22 protein-coding genes and 4 pseudogenes are annotated in these 20,060 nt (G+C 70.0%); 15 read left to right on the forward strand and 11 right to left on the reverse strand.

The window, feature by feature from the left end:
- The first annotated feature begins 48 nt into the window (after nucleotides 1-48).
- Nucleotides 49-1,113, forward strand: a complete 1,065-nt coding sequence (locus JIX56_RS07810) for an NAD(P)H-dependent amine dehydrogenase family protein (RefSeq protein WP_257538036.1) — start codon at nucleotides 49-51, stop codon at nucleotides 1,111-1,113.
- Nucleotides 1,114-1,154: 41 nt separating this feature from the next.
- On the opposite strand, the gene JIX56_RS07815 is transcribed toward JIX56_RS07810, so the two are convergent.
- From JIX56_RS07815 to JIX56_RS07835, 5 genes are all read right to left on the reverse strand, one after another.
- The gene (locus tag JIX56_RS07815) at nucleotides 1,155-2,531 is read right to left on the reverse strand and encodes a metallophosphoesterase (protein WP_257538037.1); all 1,377 of its coding nucleotides are present in this window, start codon (nucleotides 2,529-2,531) and stop codon (nucleotides 1,155-1,157) included.
- A gap of 93 nt (nucleotides 2,532-2,624) precedes the next feature.
- Nucleotides 2,625-3,053, reverse strand: a complete 429-nt coding sequence (locus JIX56_RS07820; RefSeq protein WP_257538038.1) for a hypothetical protein — start codon at nucleotides 3,051-3,053, stop codon at nucleotides 2,625-2,627.
- A 44-nt stretch (nucleotides 3,054-3,097) separates the two neighbouring features.
- Nucleotides 3,098-4,075, reverse strand: coding sequence for an FAD:protein FMN transferase (locus JIX56_RS07825; RefSeq protein WP_257538039.1), 978 nt, complete (start codon nucleotides 4,073-4,075; stop codon nucleotides 3,098-3,100).
- A 144-nt stretch (nucleotides 4,076-4,219) separates the two neighbouring features.
- Complete coding sequence (locus JIX56_RS07830) at nucleotides 4,220-5,263, reverse strand: aldo/keto reductase (protein WP_257538040.1); 1,044 nt, start codon at nucleotides 5,261-5,263, stop codon at nucleotides 4,220-4,222.
- A 154-nt stretch (nucleotides 5,264-5,417) separates the two neighbouring features.
- Nucleotides 5,418-6,932, reverse strand: a complete 1,515-nt coding sequence (locus tag JIX56_RS07835; RefSeq protein WP_257538041.1) for an MFS transporter — start codon at nucleotides 6,930-6,932, stop codon at nucleotides 5,418-5,420.
- Nucleotides 6,933-7,162: 230 nt separating this feature from the next.
- Between JIX56_RS07835 and JIX56_RS07840 the strand changes: the two genes are divergently transcribed.
- The 4 genes and pseudogenes from JIX56_RS07840 (at nucleotide 7,163) to JIX56_RS07855 (ending at nucleotide 10,471) form a co-directional block, all read left to right on the forward strand.
- A complete protein-coding gene (locus tag JIX56_RS07840; protein WP_257538042.1) occupies nucleotides 7,163-8,080 on the forward strand; it encodes a helix-turn-helix transcriptional regulator in 918 nt (305 codons plus the stop codon).
- 16 nt (nucleotides 8,081-8,096) lie between these two features.
- A pseudogene (locus tag JIX56_RS07845) lies at nucleotides 8,097-9,075 on the forward strand (aldo/keto reductase).
- A 32-nt stretch (nucleotides 9,076-9,107) separates the two neighbouring features.
- A complete protein-coding gene (locus tag JIX56_RS07850; protein WP_443031788.1) occupies nucleotides 9,108-10,037 on the forward strand; it encodes a helix-turn-helix domain-containing protein in 930 nt (309 codons plus the stop codon).
- A 50-nt stretch (nucleotides 10,038-10,087) separates the two neighbouring features.
- Nucleotides 10,088-10,471, forward strand: coding sequence for a nuclear transport factor 2 family protein (locus JIX56_RS07855; RefSeq protein WP_257538044.1), 384 nt, complete (start codon nucleotides 10,088-10,090; stop codon nucleotides 10,469-10,471).
- A 231-nt stretch (nucleotides 10,472-10,702) separates the two neighbouring features.
- Here the strand turns inward: JIX56_RS07855 and JIX56_RS07860 are convergent.
- From JIX56_RS07860 to JIX56_RS07870, 3 genes and pseudogenes are all read right to left on the reverse strand, one after another.
- Nucleotides 10,703-11,106 (reverse strand): annotated as a pseudogene (locus tag JIX56_RS07860) (alpha/beta fold hydrolase); the annotation flags it as partial.
- Between the two features lie 33 nt (nucleotides 11,107-11,139).
- A complete protein-coding gene (locus tag JIX56_RS07865) occupies nucleotides 11,140-11,544 on the reverse strand; it encodes a pyridoxamine 5'-phosphate oxidase family protein (protein ID WP_257538045.1) in 405 nt (134 codons plus the stop codon).
- A complete protein-coding gene (locus JIX56_RS07870; RefSeq protein WP_257538046.1) occupies nucleotides 11,541-12,233 on the reverse strand; it encodes an NAD(P)-dependent oxidoreductase in 693 nt (230 codons plus the stop codon). The genes JIX56_RS07865 and JIX56_RS07870 overlap by 4 nt, the downstream gene beginning before the upstream one ends.
- Before the next feature lie 75 nt (nucleotides 12,234-12,308).
- On the opposite strand from JIX56_RS07870, the gene JIX56_RS07875 reads away from it, so the two are divergent.
- Nucleotides 12,309-12,965: a TetR/AcrR family transcriptional regulator gene (locus tag JIX56_RS07875; protein ID WP_257538047.1), complete on the forward strand. Its 657-nt coding sequence runs from the start codon at nucleotides 12,309-12,311 to the stop codon at nucleotides 12,963-12,965.
- Between the two features lie 33 nt (nucleotides 12,966-12,998).
- A pseudogene (locus JIX56_RS07880) lies at nucleotides 12,999-13,218 on the forward strand (GNAT family N-acetyltransferase); the annotation flags it as partial.
- 714 nt (nucleotides 13,219-13,932) lie between these two features.
- On the opposite strand, the pseudogene JIX56_RS07885 reads toward JIX56_RS07880, so the two are convergent.
- Nucleotides 13,933-14,253 (reverse strand): annotated as a pseudogene (locus JIX56_RS07885) (cytochrome c oxidase subunit I); the annotation flags it as partial.
- A gap of 320 nt (nucleotides 14,254-14,573) precedes the next feature.
- Here JIX56_RS07885 and JIX56_RS07890 point away from each other — a divergent pair.
- The 5 genes from JIX56_RS07890 (at nucleotide 14,574) to JIX56_RS07910 (ending at nucleotide 16,377) form a co-directional block, all read left to right on the forward strand.
- A complete protein-coding gene (locus JIX56_RS07890) occupies nucleotides 14,574-14,747 on the forward strand; it encodes a hypothetical protein (RefSeq protein WP_257538048.1) in 174 nt (57 codons plus the stop codon).
- A gap of 129 nt (nucleotides 14,748-14,876) precedes the next feature.
- Nucleotides 14,877-15,047 (forward strand): hypothetical protein, encoded by a 171-nt coding sequence (locus tag JIX56_RS07895; protein ID WP_257538049.1) that lies wholly within the window; start codon nucleotides 14,877-14,879, stop codon nucleotides 15,045-15,047.
- A gap of 154 nt (nucleotides 15,048-15,201) precedes the next feature.
- Nucleotides 15,202-15,738 (forward strand): hypothetical protein, encoded by a 537-nt coding sequence (locus JIX56_RS07900; RefSeq protein WP_257538050.1) that lies wholly within the window; start codon nucleotides 15,202-15,204, stop codon nucleotides 15,736-15,738.
- Complete coding sequence (locus JIX56_RS07905) at nucleotides 15,735-15,845, forward strand: Rho termination factor N-terminal domain-containing protein (RefSeq protein WP_257538051.1); 111 nt, start codon at nucleotides 15,735-15,737, stop codon at nucleotides 15,843-15,845. The genes JIX56_RS07900 and JIX56_RS07905 overlap by 4 nt, the downstream gene beginning before the upstream one ends.
- 232 nt (nucleotides 15,846-16,077) lie before the next feature.
- On the forward strand, nucleotides 16,078-16,377 hold the full coding sequence (locus JIX56_RS07910) for a DUF1360 domain-containing protein (protein WP_257538052.1): 300 nt from the start codon (nucleotides 16,078-16,080) through the stop codon (nucleotides 16,375-16,377).
- Between the two features lie 117 nt (nucleotides 16,378-16,494).
- Here the strand turns inward: JIX56_RS07910 and JIX56_RS07915 are convergent, their stop codons facing one another.
- Nucleotides 16,495-17,070, reverse strand: coding sequence for a YceI family protein (locus JIX56_RS07915; RefSeq protein ID WP_257538053.1), 576 nt, complete (start codon nucleotides 17,068-17,070; stop codon nucleotides 16,495-16,497).
- 109 nt (nucleotides 17,071-17,179) lie between these two features.
- Here JIX56_RS07915 and JIX56_RS47940 point away from each other — a divergent pair, with 109 nt between their 5' ends.
- Together JIX56_RS47940 and JIX56_RS07920 are read left to right on the forward strand one after the other, a co-directional pair.
- Nucleotides 17,180-17,734, forward strand: coding sequence for an enoyl-CoA hydratase/isomerase family protein (locus JIX56_RS47940; protein WP_443031789.1), 555 nt, complete (start codon nucleotides 17,180-17,182; stop codon nucleotides 17,732-17,734).
- On the forward strand, nucleotides 17,697-18,149 hold the full coding sequence (locus JIX56_RS07920) for a YbhB/YbcL family Raf kinase inhibitor-like protein (protein WP_257538054.1): 453 nt from the start codon (nucleotides 17,697-17,699) through the stop codon (nucleotides 18,147-18,149). Before JIX56_RS47940 ends, JIX56_RS07920 begins: the two co-directional genes overlap by 38 nt.
- Nucleotides 18,150-18,246: 97 nt before the next feature.
- Here the strand turns inward: JIX56_RS07920 and JIX56_RS07925 are convergent, their stop codons facing one another.
- Nucleotides 18,247-18,873, reverse strand: a complete 627-nt coding sequence (locus JIX56_RS07925) for a dihydrofolate reductase family protein (RefSeq protein WP_257538055.1) — start codon at nucleotides 18,871-18,873, stop codon at nucleotides 18,247-18,249.
- 191 nt (nucleotides 18,874-19,064) lie between these two features.
- Between JIX56_RS07925 and JIX56_RS07930 the strand changes: the two genes are divergently transcribed.
- Nucleotides 19,065-19,877 carry an SDR family oxidoreductase gene (locus JIX56_RS07930; protein WP_443031790.1) on the forward strand — a complete coding sequence of 271 codons (813 nt, stop codon included), beginning with the start codon at nucleotides 19,065-19,067 and terminating at the stop codon, nucleotides 19,875-19,877.
- Nucleotides 19,878-20,060 lie beyond the last annotated feature (183 nt).

Raw genomic sequence — 20,060 nt, forward strand, 5'->3', positions numbered from 1 at the left:
CTGCCGGCTCGGTGGCTGCCCGCCGCACGACTCACACAAGGGAGAGAAGTGTCTGATCACCAGCCCGGCAGGACACCGCCTGGACGCTACCGAGTCGCTCAATGGGCGACCGGTCACACCGGGGCACACGCCCTGCGATGCGTCATCGAGCACCCGCGGTACGACCTGGTCGGCGTGTACGTGTACGCCGACGCGAAGGTCGGCCGCGACGCCGGTGAACTGTGCGGCTTGGAGCCGACCGGCGTCCGTGCCACCGGCAGCATCGACGACATTCTCGCCGCCAGTCCCGACTGTGTGTTGTACATGCCGGTGCTCGAGGCGGTCAGGATCGACGAGATCTGCCAACTCCTCGAGTCGGGCGCCAACGTCGTCACGAGCGTCACCGACTTCCACTACCCGGAGGGCCTCGACCCCGATGCACGGCAGCGGATCCAGGCCGCGTGCGAGCGCGGCGGTACATCGCTCCACGCCACGGGCTCCAGCCCGGGCTGGATCACCGAGGTCTTCCCGCTCGCGGTGACCGCCCTCCAGCGCCGGCTCGATCGCCTGACGATCGAGGAGTTCGCCGACATGACGACGCGCAACTCACCGGAGCTGCTCTCCCAGATGTTCGGCGGAGACCCCGCGGCGATGGACCTCACGCGGGTGGCCGCCGGCCTGGGCGAAGATTTCGGCACCTCGCTGCGCCAACTCGCCGACGGTCTTTCGGTACCTCTCGACGAGGTCACCGCGACAGGGATGGTGGGCACGGCGGCGAAACCGGTGAAGGTCGGCACCACGACCGTCGAGGCCGGCACGGTCGCCGCATGGCGGTTCGAGGTCACCGGCTGGCGAGACGGCAAGCCGTTCATGGTGGTCCGGCCCACCTGGTACCTCACCCAGGATCTCGAACAGGACTGGAAAGGGCAGGTGCGCGACACCGGCTGGCACGTCGTCGTCGAGGGTGACGCGCCCCTCGACATCGACATCCGTGTCCCGTCCGAGAACTACGCTGCCGTCTCACCCGGCTACAGCGCCCACATCGTCGTCAACGCCGTGCCCTTGGTCTGCGAGGCACCGCCCGGCATCAGGACCACCCTCGACCTGCCTCGGATGGTCGCGGACCTGGCCTGAATATCCTCGTGCCGATCAACCCCGCCGCGTCGGCAACCCAACTACACCTGCACCGAGGCCAGTTCGACGACGGTGATGTCGGACGGAGCGCCCACGCGCACCGGCGGGCCCCAGGCGCCGGCACCGCGGCTCACGTACAGCTGGGTGTCGCCGTAGCGCTCCAGGCCGGCGACCGTGGGGTTGGCCAGTTCGGCGAGGACGTTGCCCGGCCAGAGTTGACCGCCGTGGGTGTGGCCGGAGAGCTGGAGATCGACGCCGTGACGTACGGCGTCGTCGATGACGACGGGTTGGTGGGCGAGGAGGACGGCCGTGCGGGAACGGTCGCGGTCGCCAAGTGCTCTGCCGAAGTCGGGGCCTTGGCCCTCCTCTTCACCGCGGACGTCGTTGACGCCCGCCAGGTCGAAGCCGGGCAGCTCGGTGCGGGCGTTCTCCAGCGGGCGCAGTCCCAGCTCCCGTACCTTCTCCACCCATGGTTCGGCGCCGGAGATGTACTCGTGGTTGCCGGTGACGAAGTAGGCGCCGTGCCGTGCCCGGAGCCCGGCGAGTGGTTCGACGGCAGGAGTGAGGTTCTCGACGCTGCCGTCCACCAGGTCGCCGACGACCGCGATCAGGTCGGGCTGGGTCGCGTTGATGGTGTCGACGACCCGCTGGGCGAAGCCACGGCCCAGGAGGGGACCGACGTGGATGTCGCTGACGACGGCGATCCGGAAACCGTGCGCACTGCGCGGCAGTTTGGCCAGCGGAACCGTGAGGCGCTTCACCTTGGGCCCGCGGAGGACACCGTACGTGCCGTAGCCGACGGTGCCGACGGCGACGGCCGCGGCGGCCCCGCCCACGACGCGGGAGACGAAGAGGCGGCGCGACGGGCCGGTGGGGGCGGTGCCGGCCGGCAGCGTCGGCTCCGATACGTGCGGAGGGTCCAGCACGGTGACGGGCGCGGTGCCTCGTGAGGCAGAGGCATCGGAATCGCCGCGATGCGCCGTCGCGGTCAGCGGCTCGTCGGCCGAAACCAGTTCCTCCGCATCGGAGTCGGTCGCTTGCACTTCCGCCACTTCCGCGGACTGCGCCGTCGGGAGAATCCGCTGCCGCGCGTCTGCCCCGGCGCCCCGATGCGCGAGCCACCGCCGCAGCACAGGCCGCACGGCCTCACCAACCAGCAACGCGAGCAGCAGGTACAGGAACAGCGCCAGCCACAGATACCCGGGCCAGGCCAGGATCCGCTGCAGAGGGAAAGGGACACCGTCGCCCTCCGCTGTCATGGCCGCCATCGACAGCAGGGGCCCGGCCACGACGACGATGCTTCCGGCTCGTCGGAGGAACGACCCCTTGGGTGTGGTGTCCCGTATGAGGCGGCGCCATACGTACCAGTGGAGTGCGCCGAACAACGCCAGGACGAAGACGGATACGACGATGACCACGACTCTGCGCAGCCCTTCCCTTGTGGTGTCCGGGGGGCGGATGCGTCCCCGGCTGTCTGTGACCGGACCTGTCACTTGACCAACGGCCGTCGGTCAGCTGGATGCCTCAGCCTTGATCTGCGCCAGAGCGTCGTTGAAGCCCTTCGGGGTTCCGCTGTTTCCGGCCACGCGGTCCAGGCGCACGCTGTCGATGTCCTTGCCGACGACGAGTCGTGGGACCGCGGCGGCGAAGCGCTTCTGCAGAGCGAGCGAGGTTTCGTCCGTTGCCCGGGGTGTGACCTTGACGGCGGTGATCCTGTCGTCTGCGAGGGTTACGGTCACTCCGATGCTCGAAGGCAGGTTCCCGTACCGGCCCTCGGCCTCGAACTCGCCGTCCTCGTAGGTCGAGGAAGTCGGTTCAGCCGCGGTGTCCGAAGCGGCCGGTGAGCTCGCGTTGTCCGCGTCCGTCGAGGCGCATCCGGTGAGGGCCGCGGTGAGTGAGAGCCCGATCGCGGCTGTGATCTTCTTGCTCGGTGCTGTCATGTTCCTCCTTGCCATGGTGCTCTGTACGAGGTCCGGTGCGCCGCTCAGGTGAACAGCCCGCCGTCGAAGTTCCGCGAGATCTCCGCGTGGCCGCTGGCGTACATGCGCACGTGGGCGAAGTCGAAGGTCTGCGCGAGCCGGCGCGCCTCGGTGAAGAACAGCGCCGTCGCCAGTCCGTCGGCCAGAGCGGCACTGTCGGCCACGACCCAGGTGGCCACCACCTTCCTGGCCGGACGACCGGTGCGAGCGTCGAGCAGGTGGTGCAGCCCGTCACCCCAGGCGCGTGCGCTGACCCCGGACGCGCACAGCGCTCGTCCCCGCAGGTGCGCCACGCCGACCACGAGCTGCGGGTCGAACGGATGCTCAAGGCCGACCCGGATGGCGCGGTCCCCCGCATGGCGCAAATCACCGCCGGCGTCGATGACGAACCGTGTGATTCCGGCATCCCGAAGGATCGCCGAGACGATGTCCACCAGGTAGCCCTTTCCCACCGCTCCCACGTCGATCACAACCGGGCGCGGGGTGACGAGGGTCCTGCCGTCCCGCACGATGTCCGCCGCCCAGATCGCCCGGCCGCGGGCGCGTTCCTGGGCCCGAACCGTCTGCGGAGCGGGCGTGAGGGAGTACGAGGCGTCGTATCCGAGGAGTTCGAGCTCACGGCCGACGAGTGGGTCGACGGCACCGCCGGTCGCGGTGGCGAGGCGGTCGTAGAGGTCGAACAGGGCCAGTGAGTCCTCCGGGAACTCGAACCGGCCCCCGGCCGGGGCGTCCGAGATCCGGGACACCAGCGAGTCCGGGCGGAAGCGCGAGTAGGTGGCGTCGAATCGCCGGATGCGGTCCAGGACCCGGCGGCGCAGACTGCCGCTCAGCGGCTCGTCGGTGTCGATCTGCCAGCCGGTGCCGATGGCGTCGAAGGCGAAATGGATGCCTCCGGCGTCCGGTCTGCCGGCTTGGACTTCCGGTCCGACGGCGGTGGTCGGCCTGGAGCCCTCGCCCGGGTGTCGCGTGATGTGGTGGTGCACGGTTGCCGCTCCGTACGGTTCGGTGGGCGACTGCTGCCAGTGAGCAGGACCCCGGCGGGCTGTCCGGGCGAGGTGCGCGACCGGGCAGCCCGCCGAGGCAGCAAGCTGCTGTGGGGGGCCGCTTCGGCCTGCCCCGGGTGGGTGTCAGCCCAGCTGAGCGCCGCCATCGACGGTCCGGTGGCTCTGGGCGCGGCCGAACGGGCCGTAGGGGTAGGGCGTCGGGCTCGGGTCACTGGCCTTGTCGAGGAGGGCCGTGGCGTCCGCGTCGAGGTGCAGGTCGGCGGCGCCGAGGTTGTCGGTCAGCTGCCTCATGTCACGGGCGCCGATGATGACCGAGGTGACACCTGTACGGTCGGCGACCCAGCTGAGCGCCACCTGGGCGGGCGAGGCACCGGTCTCCTTGGCCACCTGGACGACCGCGTCGACCGCGTCCCAGGTCCGGTCGGCGTTGGCGTAGTTGGCCGAGGTGTACTGGTACAGCGGATTGCCTCCCCCGGCCCGGGTGTCGGGCCCTGGCTGGACGCCGCGCGCGTACTTGCCCGTCAGGAATCCGCTCGCCAGGGGTGACCAGGGCAGTACGCCGAGGCCGTTGTGCGCCGCCGCCGGCAGAACCTCCCACTCCACCTCGCGGACGGCCAGGTTGTACTGCTCCTGCAGAGTCACCGGGACCGGCCAGCCGCCCGCGCGGGCGGTGGAGACCGCGAGCTGGAGCTGCCAGCCGGTGAAGTTCGACAGGCCCGCGTAGCGGATCTTGCCTGCCCGGACGGCGGAGTCGAAGAACGCCAGAGTTTCCTCGATCGGGGTCAGCGGGTCCCAGGCATGCACCTGGTACAGGTCGACGCTGTCCACGCCCAGTCGGCGAAGGGAACCGTCCAGCGCCCGGGAGAGATGGCGCCGGGACAGGCCGATGTCGTTGACGTCGTCGGTGAAGGGGAACCGGCCCTTGGTGGCGAGCACCACCCGGTCGGTGACGTCGCTCGGACGGCTCGCCAGCCACCGGCCGATGATCTCCTCGGTTACGCCGCGGTTGTAGAGGTCGGCGGTGTCCATGAGGTTTCCGCCCGCTTCCAGGAAGGCGTCCATCTGGACGAACGCCTCCTCCTGCGAGGTCTCGTCGCCGAAGGTCATCGTGCCGAGTGCAAGGTTCGACACGACCGTGCCGGTGTTGCCGAGTCGGCGGTATTCCATCGTGCGTTCTCCCTTGGGGGTCGGAGTGCGATGGGGCAAAGAGGAATCGGAGTGCGATGGGGCAAAGAGGAAGGTGACTTCACTGGAGGGCTGGTTCGGGCCCCGGGCACGGGGCCGTCCCGGTGGGGCGGGACGACGCGTCGCGCCCGGGCCGTCAGTGCGCGACGACCGGGATCGCGACCTGCTGCGCGGCCTCGCCGGAGGAGCCGGCCCCGCTGCGGCCGCCGCCGTTGACGAGGACGAAGGCGATCAGCGCGGCCAGCGCCATGATGGCGGTGCCCCAGCCGAAGGCCACGGCGTAGCCGTGGACGGCGGCCTGCTCGGCGGCCGCCTCGGGGACGGAACCGGAGAACGCGCGTGCGGCGAGCCAACTGCTGGTGGCGCTGGCGGCGACGGTGTTCAGCAGCGCGGTACCGATGGAACCGCCGACCTGCTGCGAGACGTTGACCATCGCGGAGGCGACACCCGCGTCCTGTGGCCGGACGCGGGAGGTGGCCAGGCTCATGCCGGGCATCGATGCCGTACCCATCCCCAGACCGAGCAGGATCTCGGAGGGCAGGACGTGGGTGACGAAGGAGCTGTCCACCTCGAGCTGTGTCAGGAGCGCCATGCCGATGGCGGCCAGCAGGAAGCCGGGCCCCATCAGGAAGCGGGCCGGGACACGGTTGACCAGGCGGGTGCCGATCTGGGTGGACCCGATGACCAGGCAGACGACCAGGGGCAGGAAGGCGATGCCGCACAGGACCGGCGAGTAGCCCTTGTTCAGCTGAAGGAAGTAGGTCAGGAAGAGGAACTGACCGAACATGCCGATCATGGCCAGACCGATTGAGAGGTAGGCGCCGCCGCGGTTGCGATCCGTGATCACGCGAAGCGGCAGGAGGGGTGCCTTGACCCGGGTCTCGACCAGGGCGAACGCGGCGAGCAGCACGACCGCGGCGACGAACATGCCGATGGTGAGGCCGGAGCCCCAGCCGTCCTGCTCCGCCCGGGCGAAGCCGTAGACAAGGGCGACGAGTCCGACGGTGGCCAGCAGGGTGCCCACGACGTCGAGCCGGTCGCGGTTGCGCTGGTCCCTGCGGTCGCTGATGTAGACGGTGGCACCGGCCGCGGCCACGACGGCGAAGACGATGTTGACGTACATACACCAGCGCCAGTTGATGTACTCGGTGAGCACACCGCCCAGGAGCAGGCCGACCGCACCGCCTGCCGCGGCGATGGCGCCGAAGATGCCGAACGCCTTGGCGCGTTCCTTGGCCTCGGTGAACGCCACGGTGAGCAGGGACAGCGCGGCGGGGGCGAGCAGGGCGCCGAACACGCCCTGGAGGGCGCGGGAGGCGAGGAGCATGCCGAGGTTGACGGCGGCGCCGCCGAGCGCGGAGGCCAGGGCGAAGCCGACCAGTCCCACCACGAAGGCGCGCTTGCGGCCCCACAGGTCGCCGATCCGCCCGCCCAACAGGAGCAGACCGCCGAAGGCGAGGCTGTAGGCGGTGATCACCCACTGCCGGTTGCCGTCGGAGATGTTCAGGTCCGCCTGGGCGTGCGGCAGCGCGATGTTCACGACCGTCGCGTCCAGCACGACCATCAGCTGGGCTATCGCGATGACCGTCAGCGCCTTCCAGCGCCGGGGATCGGCTGCCGGCGCACCGGCGGAAGTGTGACGTGCAGACATGAGGAATGGCTCGGTTTCTGTGACGGATGGAACGAAGGGAAGTGCCGGACACCTCAGAGCGGGGACCACACTGTCGGCCGCGCGGGCAAGGCCCTCTTCCACGCGTCCAGCGTGCGGGCCGGCGGCGAGAGGTGGCAGGCCGGGCTGTGCCCTGGAGCCGCGTTCGGTGCTGTGGCAGGGCACCCCACACGCCTTCCGCCCAGGTCGCGGCATCCCCACACTTTGAACACATGGATCGTGAGCAGCACAGCGGCGGCACCCGAGGTACGGAGCTGGGGCGCTTCCTGCGCGCCTGCCGTACCCGCCTGACGCCCGAAGAGGTCGGCTTGGCGGCCGGCGGCGGGCGGCGCCGCACTCCCGGACTGCGCCGGGAGGAGCTGGCCACGCTCGCCGGCATCAGCATCGACTACTACGCACGGCTGGAGCGCGGCACGGAGACCCGGCCCAGCCCGTCCGTGATCGACTCCCTCGCCCGCGCGCTCAAACTGGAAGAGGGCGAACGCGATCACCTGCGCGCTCTCGCGGCCCTCGCCGCCCGGTCGGCACCCGAACCCCCATCGGCGCCCAACCGCACCGTGCGGCCCGGGGTCAAGCTGCTGCTGGAGAGCCTGCGCCCCTACCCCGCGCACGTGTTCAGCCGCACCGGCGACATGCTGGCGTACAACCCGGGCGGGCTGCGGTTGCTCCCCGGCATGGACGACTGGCCGGCCAAGCAGCGCAACATCGCCCGCTACGTCTTCCTGCATCCCGCCGCCCAAGGCCTGTTCGACGACTGGTCGGGCCAGGTCCGCACCTGTGTCAACGGACTGCGCGCCCTGGCCGGCATGGAGCCGGACGCACCCGACCTGACGCAGCTGGTCGGCGAACTCCTGCTCAAGAGCCCCGAGTTCGCGCGCATGTGGGAGCGCTACGACGTCAAGGGCCACTCCTATGGCCGCAAGACGTTCCACCATCCCGAGGTCGGCGACCTGGCCCTGGGCTACCAGACCATGCAACTGCAGGGCACCCCGGGCCAGTGCATGGTCGTGTACTACGCCGAGGCCGGCACACCCGAACACGACGCGCTGACCCTGCTCGACCTGGCCGCCACCGAGTCCGAGCACGCCCCGAGACTCTCGCCCGACAGCCAGACCATCGAGAAGGCGTGACGGAGGGAGCCCCCACATGGACTCCACCCGCCTGGGCACTTCAGGTCTCAAGGTCAGCCGTGTCGCCCTCGGGTGTATGAGCTTCGGCGCTCCCCGACCACAGACCCCGTGGACGCTCGACGAGGACGCCGCCCAACCACTGTTCCAGCAGGCGGTCGGACTCGGCATCACGTTCTGGGACACCGCGAACGCTTATGGCGACGGCACATCCGAGGAGATCGTCGGCCGAGCCGTCGACAAGTACACACGGCGCGACGACATCGTTCTGGCGACCAAGGTTTTCTCACGCATGCACGGCGGGCCGGGCGGTTCCGGCCTGTCCCGCAAAGCGATCATGGAGCAGATCGACGCCTCGCTGCGGCGCCTGGGCACCGACTACGTCGACCTGTACCAGATCCACCGCTTCGACCCCGAGACACCGGTCGAGGAGACGATGGAAGCGCTGCACGACGTGGTCAAGGCGGGCAAGGCCCGCTACCTCGGCGCCTCGTCGATGTGGGCGTGGCAGTTCGCCAAGATGCAGCATGCCGCAGACGCGGGCGGCTGGACCCGGTTCGTGTCCATGCAGGACCAGTACAGCCTGGTCCACCGTGAGGAGGAGCGGGAGATGTTCGGCCTGCTCGCCGACCAGGGCGTGGGCAGCATCCCGTGGAGCCCCCTCGCCAAGGGCATGGCCACCAGGCCCTGGCAGCGGCGCGACACCGCGCGCCCGAGCCGACCCGGACACCGATCCCTGGGGCCGGCCGCTCTTCCTCGACAGCGACAAGGCCATCGTCGACGCGGTCGAGGCCATCGCGAGAAGCCGCGGCGTGCCCATGGCACAGGTCGCCCTCGCCTGGGTGCTGAGGAATCCGATCGTCACCGCACCCGTTGTCGGAGCGACCCGACTCGGTCACCTCACCGACGCTGTCATGGCCGTCGGCATCGTCCTCACCGATGACGAGATCCGCTCCCTGGAAAAGCCGTACGTCACGCGCATGCCCACGAACTTCTGACTGCCCGGAACCCGGCCCCCACACGGACCCTCATGCCTTCTCATGTCACGCCCAGAAGCGCGCAGCCGCCGTCGCGCCCACCGGTTGGGAGCAGTTCGGAGCCCGGCTTGGACCGGCGCGCCGAACTGCGGGAGTTCCTCCGATCCCGGCGTGCCCGGCTCAGACCCGAGGACGTGGGGCTGCCGTCATCCGGGCGACGCCGGGTGCCGGGCCTGCGCCGCGAGGAACTCGCACGGCTGGCGGGGGTGTCCTTCGCCTACTACACCCGTCTGGAACAGGGACACGGCGACACCATGTCACCCGAGGTGCTGGACGCCGTCGCCCGCGCCCTGCGCCTGAGTGGAGACGAGCACGCCCATCTGTTCCGCCTGGCCCGGCCGGAACTTCACGGGAAACGCCACGCCGTGCCCCAGAAGCAGAGGCTACGGCCAGGCGTCCAGCAACTGCTGGACGCGCTCGACGGGGTCCCTGCATACGTCTGCGGTCGGCGCCTGGACGTCCTGGGCTGGAACAGGCTCGCCACCACCGTGTTCGGCGACTGGTCCCGGCTACCGCCCCGGGAGCGCAACCTGTCCCGGCTGGTCTTCCTCTCCCCCGCGGCACGCGACCGTTTCACCGACCCGGAAGCCAGGATGCTGGACATCGTCAGCGTCCTGCGCGTGAACGCGGGCACACACCCGGAGGACGCGGAACTCGCCGCCCTGATAGGCGAGTTGGCGGAGCAGAGCAACGACTTCCGGCGGCTGTGGGCCCGGCACGACGTGCGCCGCAGGGGCCACGGTGTCCAGCGGCTACGGCACCCGGTGGTGGGCGAACTCACCCTCGCCTTCGAAGCCATGGGGTTGCACGGCGACACAGACCAGACCCTCGTCGTCCATCACGCCGAACCCGGCTCGACGTCCCGGAAAGCCCTGGGGCTGCTCAAGGGTCTGGCGGCCCCACCCACCGAATCCGCCTCCTGACAACAACAGGACACAGATCTCGACCGACCTGCCGAACAACAGGAGCCACCATGCAACCGTCCCCCGACCAGACCGCCCACGACGACGTCACCACGGCCTTCCGCGCCTACCTGCAAGCGATGCTCGACGGCGACACCGACACCCTGGACGACCTGCTCGCCGACGGCTGCACCCTCACCCACGTCACCGGCTACGTGCAGCCCAAGGACGAGTGGCTGTCGCAGATGCGTGCCGGCGAATTCCTCTACCACCGGATCCAGGAGAAGAGCCTGACTGTCGAGATCGAGGACAGCACAGCCCACGTCTCCGGCCGCTTCATCACCGACGCGACCGTGTACGGCACCCGCGCGAACTGGCGGCTGCTGATGACCATGGACTACGCCCGCGAAGGCGACACGTGGTCCGTGGTCCGCTCAGCCGCCACGACCTGGTGAGCATGGGTCCTTGGTTCACCGGTCCGGCGAGCCGTTCGCCGTCGTGTCGAGCGTGTCGAGTCGGTGGGCTCTCCCCGAACTCGTCGCGCAGCCGCGTGAGTTCCTCCCGGTAGCGGTGTACGTTCCGCGCCTTGATCAGTCACGGATGACGCTGAGCACGCCCGCGGCGGCCCAGGAGACGTGACCGCCGTAGCCGACGCCGAACAGGCCGAGCACCAGCGGTGAACAACCCCGCCCTGCCACCGGGAACTCGTCGCCGACCAGCGGCTTGATGATCGTCTCGGTGAAGGCAAGGCCGCGGACGCGGCCCGGGAGACGGGCGGCGCGGTGGAAGGCAAGCGCGCCGCCCCAGTCGTGGCCGACGAGGACGGCCTCGGCAGGGCCCAGGGCGTCGAACCAGGCGTCGAGGTAGCGGGCGTGGTCATCGAAGGAGTGGGCGAGGTCAGGCTGTCGGAGTCGCCCGTGCCAATGAGGCCGGGGGCCAGAAGGCGGCGGCCGGGCGCGGCCACACCCGGCAGGACGTTCCGCCCAGGTGGGAGGAGGTGGGGTTGCCGTGGAGGAAGACGAACGGCAGCCCGTCGGGTCGCCGGACTCGCGGTAGTGAGGGTGGAGTCGAGGACGGGGAGGGTGGGCACGGCGGTGTTTCACTTCGCTTTCAGGACGGGGATTCAGAGGTGGAGGCTCAGGACACGGTCGACGGCGATCTCGACGACGACCAGGTCCAGCGGGGCGGGCGGGGCCGCGCCGTAGCGGACGGTGTAGCGGCGGACCGCCTCGGCCAAGCGCGCGGGGTCGTCGGTGACGGCGGCCCGGCCTTCGAGGGTGACCCAGCGGAAGCCGTCCGCCTGGCAGAGCGCGACACGGGCCGTCGGGCCGCCCGCCACCACGTTCCGGGCCTTGCGCGCTCCCGCCCGGGTGGTCACCCGGACCAGGCCGGTGGCCGCGTCGAAGGTGAAGCAGACAGGGGTGACATGCGGGGTGCCGTCGGGGCGGAGGGTGGTGAGGGTGGCCGTGTGAGGGCGGGTGAGGAACGCCCGTGTGACGGCCGGGAGTTCGACGGTCGCCCGGCTCACTTCTTCTTCACGCCCTCGTTCCAGATCAGCTTGGCGATGTTCGGCTTCACGGCCGTGGTGATGACACCCATGGCTGTACGGACGTACCGCCGCTCCTCCAGCTCGCGCAGCATGCTGGCGGCGAGGTCGGCACGGGCGGTGAAGACGCCGTCAGCGCTCGCCTCGGCGGTGTGATGGTCCGTGACGACGGGGTGCTCGAAGAGGCCCGAGGGCCGGACGAGGGTCCAGTCCAGGTCCGTCTGACGGATCACGGCCTCCATGCGGCGCATGTCCTCGTGGAGGGTACGGCCGAGGCGTCGGTTCACCAGCGGGTCGAGCACATGGTTGAAGAAGTGCGCGCCGGTGGGACGCCAGTTCGGGTCGGCGATGCTGGAGCTGACGGCGAGCAGTCGCTTGATGCCGTGGCGGGCCATGGCCCCGGTGATGGCCGTGGCGCTCGCCGAGTACGTGGTGATGGTCTCCTTGCTGAAGCGCGCGCCCAATGCGGAGAGGACGGCGTCCGTCCCGGCGATCGCGGCGTCGACGGCCGCCGGGTCGGTGGCGTCGGCGACGGCCGAGGCGAGGCCGGGCCGCGCGGGGAGGGAGCCGGGGCGGCGGGTCACGGCGACGACCTCGTGGCCGGCGGCGAGGGCCTGGTCGGTGAGGTGGCGGCCGGTCGGTCCGTTGGCGCCGAAGACTGCGATGCGCATGGTGTCGGTCATCCCTTCGTGTGGTTCCCGGAACGCCCTTGACTGTGCCGATCACGAAACGCAGGCTCAACGCTGATGAATAACGCCGCCCCTGCCCCCGCCCGCACCCGAGGCCGCCCCCGCGGCAACCCGCCGACCCGTGAGTCGATCGTCCCGGCGGCCCGTGCGCTGTTCCTGGAGCGCGGCTACCGACGTACCACCCTGCGCGCGGTGGCCGGGGCTGCCGGGGTCGACCCGGCGCTCATCGCGTACCACTTCGGCTCGAAGAAGGGCCTGTTCGCGGAGGTGATGCAGTTCCAGTGCGCCAATGCGCTGGCCGTGGACGACGTCCTCGGCGGCGACCCGGCCACCCTCCCCGACCGCCTGATCGACGCGGTGACGGACCTGTGGGAGGACGCCGACTTCCTACAGCTCACCACCCAGGGCGACGAGGCTGCCGAGGTGATCCGTGAATACCTGGAACGCGAGCTGCTGGCCCGGCTTGTTGAATTTCTCGGCGGCCTGGACGCGACCGCCCGCGCCACGGCCGTGGTGACGATCCTCGGCGGCCTGATCTACACCCGCTACCTCAACCCCCTCCCCACCCCCGCCGCCCTCACCCCGTCCGAGACCCGCCACATCCTCACCCCGGCGCTGCGCGCGGCACTGGCCCCGAGGCCGCGCACCGCGGCCACCACCAGAGCGGGCCGTCGGGACTCGCCGACCTCCGGCGGAGGCGCCGTCCGGCCTTGACCCCACCTCAGTAAGTATTTGAACCTTAAACTCGTCGGGCGATCTCATTGGGGACAAAGGCGTTGCCACCCTGGCGCTCGCCGAACTGATCAAGCTGGAGTGCACCCGACCACTGCACGCCGACGCCGCTGCTGACAATGCCGGTTCCATCCGCGTCCTGGAGAAGTGTGGCTTTGTCGTCACGGGACGCAGCCGGTGCTTCGCGCAGGCTCGCGGCGAGGAGATCGACCTAGTGCACTTGACGTTGAGCTGAGCGCGGCGGCTGCCTGAGGCAGGTGCCTGATCCGCAGTATCAGGCAGGCACGTCGGTCGCCGAGCCGCTGCAGGCACTCGCGCATCTGGTCGTGGCTGGTCCCGCCCGCGAAGAGGACGAGCCGCCCGTCCGGGTCATCACAATCCGCTGAAGCAGGGTCGCTCTCCGTTGCGTGAACTTTGAACAGGCGGGCAGCTTGTTCATGGCGGCAGGCTCATGCAGTTGATCGCCGATCAAGGGGGATCATGGAACTCAACATGCTCGAAGTCGCCCGCAAGGGCCCAGCTCCACTCGACGGAACTGTCGTTCTGCACGCGTGGAGGGGGTCTGATGGCTCCTGGTCGAAGGGAACCGCCGACCTGCGCCACGGACGTGTAACGTTCCCACTCGATCCGGACTGCATCCCCTCACGCGTCCAGCAGAAAAACTGCCATTGGGCTGGCCTCGGCGTATCGGACACTGTGCCGGGGGCGCGGGTCCGGCTGACCGGCGAGATCTACGACGATGACCGCAGCACCGCATGGACCTCGTGGCACGACGACGCAAACCCGACCACCACGTACTACTACGAGTGCGACGAGTGCGGCCTGAGGTTCTCCACCTCCATGGCACCAGACAAGACCACTCACCCGGTCAAGGCCGCCGTCATGACGACCGGCTTCGGGTTTGATGCTCAGCGTGGGCTGTTCACGGCTCGGCTTCGTCGGCCCTTGCTCATGAACGGTCGCCTTTGTGGTCTTCGGCCTCCACGACATCACGCCGTCCCGTGTTCGCCGCGTGTTCCCGCTTGGCGATGCCCGGGTAGTGCGGGTCGAAGGCCGGGGATTCCGAGCGGATGCGCGGCAGGGTGGTGAAGTTGTGCCGCGGAGACGGGCAGGAAGTGGCCCATGCGAGCGAGCGGCCGTATCCCCAGGGGTCGTCGACCTCGATCTTCTTGCCGATCTTGGCGGTCTTCCAGACGTTGTGGAGGAACGGCAGGGTGGACAGGCCCAGCAAGAAGGCCCCGATCGAGGAGAGCGTGTTCAGCCACGTGAATGGGGCTGAGTAGCTGATTTCTCTATCCTTCCGGGCGCATTGCCGGGGCCGGGTGAGACAGAGCCGCGGGTGCTGTTCCCGTGCCCCGAACCATCTGCCGGCAGGCCGTCCACGCCACCCGCGGCACGCCGCAAGACAGAATGCCGACCGCATTGAGGGGTACGCCGTCGGCGTCGGCACTTACCTCCTGATCGGGAGGCACCATGTCTTTGTCGTCATGGATCCGCGACCACCTGGGGCGTGGATCGACCGAACCCTCCGCACCTGCCCGAACCTCGGAGGTCCCTTCGGGTAGGCCGAAAGTCACGGGTGGTGAGCCGGTGGACGAGGCAGCGGACCAGCACAGCACGACAGGAACGAGGCCCAACGACATCTTCGTGGGCCGGGTCGCCGGCGACGACCCCGGCTACCTGGAGACGGGCGCCGAGAAGCGCGCCGAAGCGGAGGCCGAACCAGGCGGCGAGACCCCGAAGGAACGACGCCGGCATCGATGATGGACCAGCGGCCCCTGCACTTGGCCGCACAGCGACACCCGGGCAGCGGCTGCGCCGGTGGCCGCGGTGATCGGGAGCCACGCCATTCGATAGGTCCGTTCGTGTGGGGGCGCCCTGAGCGAGGCAGTCATGAGCAGTTCCGGAGATGCCCGACGCGAGCCCACGTCCCCGTTGGAGCGGGAGACCGATGAGCGGGACGTCCACCCGGAGGAGGAAGGGCGCCCCCAGCCCGATACCTCCGCCGAGCCCACCGAAGAGGCCCTGCGGGAACGCGCCGAGTCCGAGGAGGGTCCCGGTTGACGCTCGCGAGGCGTTATCGCCTCGGAGAGCCTCGCCACCGGCCATGACGGTCACGCGGCCGCCTCCGCTGGCGAGGCCCGGGCCTCGACGGGAGCGTGGAAACGAACCCGACGTCCGGATATTTCCGCATTACTCGCGATGTACGGAGGACGCCATGTCACTGGTGGAGAAGCTGCTCGATGCCTACCCCGCCGAGACCGGAATGCCGCCCAGGCTGCTGGGCGAGGCGGTCGACAAGCTCTACGAATGCGCCGGCGTCTGCCTCAGCTGCGCTGACGCGGCGGCCGCCGAGCAGGACCCGCAAAAGATCGTGATGTCCATCAAGTGCGTGCGGCTCGACAACGACTGCGCCGACCTGTGCACCGTCGCCGCCCGGCTCCTGGCCCGGCAGACGGGATACGACGCGCCCACGACCATGGCGATCATCGAGGCCACCCGAACCGTTCTGCGCGCGAGCGCGGACGCCGCCGACGAGTTCAAGGACACGACGTACTTCGAGCTGTCCGCACAGGCGTGCCGTGAGACGGAACAGCTGCTCGGCCGTCTCGTCGACCAGATGGGCTCGAGCGAGGCGGGCGAGGGCTACCCCACGTCACCGCCGAGCGCCACGACCCGGCCGGAGCGTCCACGAGCGGTGAAACAGAGGCGTCCGGCAAGTCGGATCTCTCCGAGGAACGACTCGGCGAGATGAATACGGACGAACTGCGCGACCTGGCCCGCGAGAAGGGCATCAGCGGGGTCCACGACATGCGCAAGGAAGAGCTCATCGACGCGATCAGCGGAAAGCGCGGCTCGTAACTCGCAGGAGATGTCCGGGCCCAGGACAAGCGCTGTTCGGCTACGAGACGGGCGCCGTCTTCAGCTATTCGCACGCCATGGGCAGGCTGCGCGGCAGCCACTCGAGTACGTGCGTGTCCGTGCGACGTGGAGTGCGCCTGCGCGAGCGGAGACGGAGACGGGGACCGGTGAACGAACCCAGAACGGTCGGAAGCAAACCTGCGAAGAAGAGCGATGGAGGCGGGCCGAGTCCATGGACAAGGCAGCGGTCACCAGTCCGCTGCGGGCGCCCTTCACGCAGTACGTCGGCCCGCAAGGCCCGGCCGAGCTGCATGAGGAGGCGCAGCCCGAGGACGGCAAGGAGACCGCCGGTGAGCTGGTGACCTGCCCCTTCTGCGTGAGCGTCTGGGTGGTCTCCACCCTGACCGCAGGCCGGCTGCTCTGGCCGCGCGCGACGCACACCGCCATGGGCTCCCTCGCGGCACTGGCCGGCGCGGACGCCCTGCAACTGGCGTACGGCGCGCTGATGAGCAAGGCGACAGGGAGCGATTGAGTGACGGCGGATCAAAAAATGACCCACTTGGTGATCTTCGTCTGACTCCGACCTTGGCGCCTGCGACCTCTGCCGAGCGTGGACGGATGGCTCCCGCGCGCGGGACGATGACCGTGGCTACCGCTCAGGGCGGTCCACAGGCTCGAGCCTGACCACCTCGAACTCCACACGAACCTCGTCGGCCAGCCGCAACGCGCCCAGGAACGCGGCGTAGGGCTTGATGCCCCAGGTGGACTGCGTGACCGTCGCCCAGCCGCGCAGCAGACTGCCGCCATTGCCCTTCCCGTGCACCGTCACCGGATGGGTCCGGCCCTTGATGGTGAGGTCCCCGGCGATCTCGAACGACTCGGGCGTCCCCGTGACGCCGGTGGAACGGAAAGTGATCGTGGGGTGCTCCGCGATGTGCAGCAGGGCCCTGTCTCCCAGCGTCCGTTTGATTTCCGCCCGGTCGGCGTCAGTGAGCGGCTTCAGCCCACCCGTTCCCTCCCGGACCTCCAAGGAGCCGGTCTCCACACTCACGTGCACCGACGACCCGCCCGGATCGCTCACGGCCACCACGGCCTCCCCCGACCATCGAGTGGCCTCGATGGTGAGGTCGTGCCCCGCCTTGCGGCCCAGGCCGGCGCGGCCGGTCTTGATCAGGAGGCGGCCGGTGGACGGTCCGAGCCGGTAGGTTCCGTCTGTAAGCGTCACGGCGCCGAGGATACGGCCCGGACACGGCCGGAGCGCTGGTTGGCTTCGGCGCCGCACCCGATGCAACCCGATGGGGCGACTGGCCGAGTTGGTGGGCCGGGGCCGCGCGATGGAGATCGTGGTGGGAGGAGACGACTTCCCGGCCCAGCTCGCCGCCGAATACGGATACGTCAATCGCGTTCTTCCCGAGGGCGAGCTGGACGACTTCGCCGACACCTTCGCCCGCCGCATCGCCGGCTTCAGCAAGGCCGGGGTCGCCGGCGCGAAGGAGTTCGTCGACGCGGCCACCGCCATCCCGGCGGGGGACCACGCAGCCGCTCTGGCCGCCTTCAGGCGCACGGCGATGCGTCCGGAGAACGCGGATCACCTGCGCAGCCTCGCTCGCCTACTGACCTCGGTCCCCGCAGCAGATGGCGGCGCTGTCCGCGCTGGGCCGGGTGGGGGAGACGGCCGACGTCGCGGATGTGGTGGAACTCTCATGGGGTGCCCCGGACTGGCTCGCCGATGCGGAGTCGAAGAAAGCGCGGCCCCTCAGCGGTTGTTGGCGGGCCAAGGGGGGTGCGCGCATTGGGGAACCACTCGATCAGCGCCGTATGGCCGGTCGCGGCAAGGGGTACCCCAGCCGCATGGCAGGCATCGAGCTGAGAAGCAGCGCGTTCAATGACCACTCCTTCGTCCCGCGCCGGTACGCGCGAGAGGGCGAGAACACCTCCCCTCCACTGACCTGGTCCGGTGTACCGGATGAGGCAGCCGAGCTGGTGCTGCTGTGCGAGGACCCCGACGCACCGTCGGGCACCTTCGTGCACTGGATCGTGGTCGGCATCGACCCACGCAGTGGCGGCGTGGAGGCGGGACAGTGTCCGCCGGGAGGCACGGAACTGACCAACGGCTTCGGCGAGCCCGGCTGGGGCGGACCGCACCCACCGGCCGGGGATGAGGCGCACCGCTACTTCTTCCGCCTCTACGCCCTGTCCGAACCCTGCGCTCTGCCCGACGCCCCCGGCGCGGACCAGGTGCACCAGGCCGTCGAGAAACACCAAATCGGCAGCGGGAACATCGTCGGGCTCTACCACCGCTGAGCGACCGCAGCAGGAGCACGCGGACACCGGTGTCGGTGCCACGCACGACCGTCGCGGAAGTCTTGACACCGCCGACCGCGGGCGGGCCCGTCGCAGGTCAGGCGTTCTCCGGGAGTTCGTACGTGCCGTACTCGGGCCGCCCCGCGAGCTCGTACGTCTGGATCGAGACGCCGGTGCTCGTGATGCTGCCCCCGGCGTGACGGAACGCCGTCGGGAGGGCGCCCTCGGCGAAGAGGCGGCGGCCGGCACCGAGGACGACCGGGAACGTCAGCAGATGCAAGGTGTCGACCAGGTCCAGGGCGAGCAGCGACTGGGCGAGGTCCCCGCTGCCGTGGACCTGCACCTCGCCGTCGGTGCGCTCCTTGAGGGCGGTGACCTCCTTGGCGAGGTCGCCGGAGAGCACGGTCGTACCGTTCCATTCGGGGTTCGTGATGGTGTTCGAAACGACGTACTTGGGCAGGGAGTTGAGCTTCCCGGCGACCGGGTCGGCCGGATCGGTGACCTTCGGCCAGTGGGCGGCGAAGATCTCGTACGTCCTGCGGCCCAGCAGGAAGGCGCCGACGCGGCCGAAGACTCCGTCGATGAACCGTCCGAAGTCCTCGTCCCCGTACGGGACGCTCCAGCCGCCGTGCTCGAAGCCGTCGCGGCGGTCCTCGTTGGGGCCGCCCGGGGCCTGGTAGACGCCGTCGAGGGTGACGAAGGAGGTGAGGGAGAGCTTGCCCATGGCAGGTGCCTGCTTTCGTGCCCCGTAGTGGGGTCTGTCGTCATCGGGGTCTGTTGTCATCAGGGCAGACCCCGGGGGCGCCCGCAACTCATCGGTGGGCCGAGGAATCGGGGCCCGGAAGCGTTCGGGACGGCTCCGGCGGGAAGTCGACGTCCGTTCGCCGCCAGCGGTCGGGCGGGGTTGTCGGTGGGATGGGGGACATGACTACTGCGAACGGAAACCTGACTACTGAGAACGGAAACCTGACCGACAGCGACGTCTTGAACGGCGACACACCTCTGAACGGCAAGGTCGCCCTCGTGACCGGTGGCAGCCGTGGCATCGGGGCCGCGACGGCCGTACGGCTGGCCCGGGAGGGCGCGGACGTGGCCGTCACCTATGTGCGGGGCAAGGAGGCGGCCGAGGAGGTCGTACGGGCCGTGGAAGCCCTCGGGCGGCGGGGAGTGGCCCTGCGGGCGGACTCCGGGGACGCCGGGGAGGCGGCGGGCGCGGTGGGACTGGCGGCCGAGGCGCTGGGCGGGCTGGACGTGCTCGTGAACAACGCCGGTGTCGGTGTGCTGGGGCCGCTGGAGAGCCTGCCGCTCGCCGAGGTGGACCGGGTGCTCGCCGTGAATGTGCGGGGCGTGTTCCTGGCGTCCCGGGCCGCCGCGGCCCGGATGGGGCGCGGCGGTCAGATCATCACCGTCGGGACGTGTATGACGCAGCGGGTGCCGGGGCCCGGCGGGACGCTCTACGCGATGAGCAAGTCGGCGTTGGTCGGGTTGACGAAGGCGCTGGCCAGGGAGCTCGGTGGGCGGGGGATCAGCGCGAACATCGTGCATCCCGGGCCGATCGATACGGATCTGAATCCGGCTGATGGGCCGTATGCGGCGGGGCAGGTGGCGATGACCGCGTTGGGGCGGTTCGGGACGGTGGCCGAGGTGGCGGGGACGGTGGCGTATCTGGCGGGGGCGGAGTATGTGACCGGGGCGGAGTTCTCGGTGGACGGTGGGCACGCGGCGTGAGCGCTGCCGCTTCGGCCCCGGGACTGCCTATGGGGGCTGCCGCCCCCAGACCCCCGCTGGGGGGTGAGGGGGTGGCTGGTGTGCGTGGACACGTGCCGGAGCGTCGGGGCTTGTCGCGCAGTTCCCCGCGCCCCTGAAAGACGGGGCTTCGCCCCTGTCTTTCAGCCCCCATCCCCCGTCACC

Source organism: Streptomyces sp. CA-210063 (genome assembly GCF_024612015.1).
Lineage (GTDB): Bacteria > Actinomycetota > Actinomycetes > Streptomycetales > Streptomycetaceae > Streptomyces.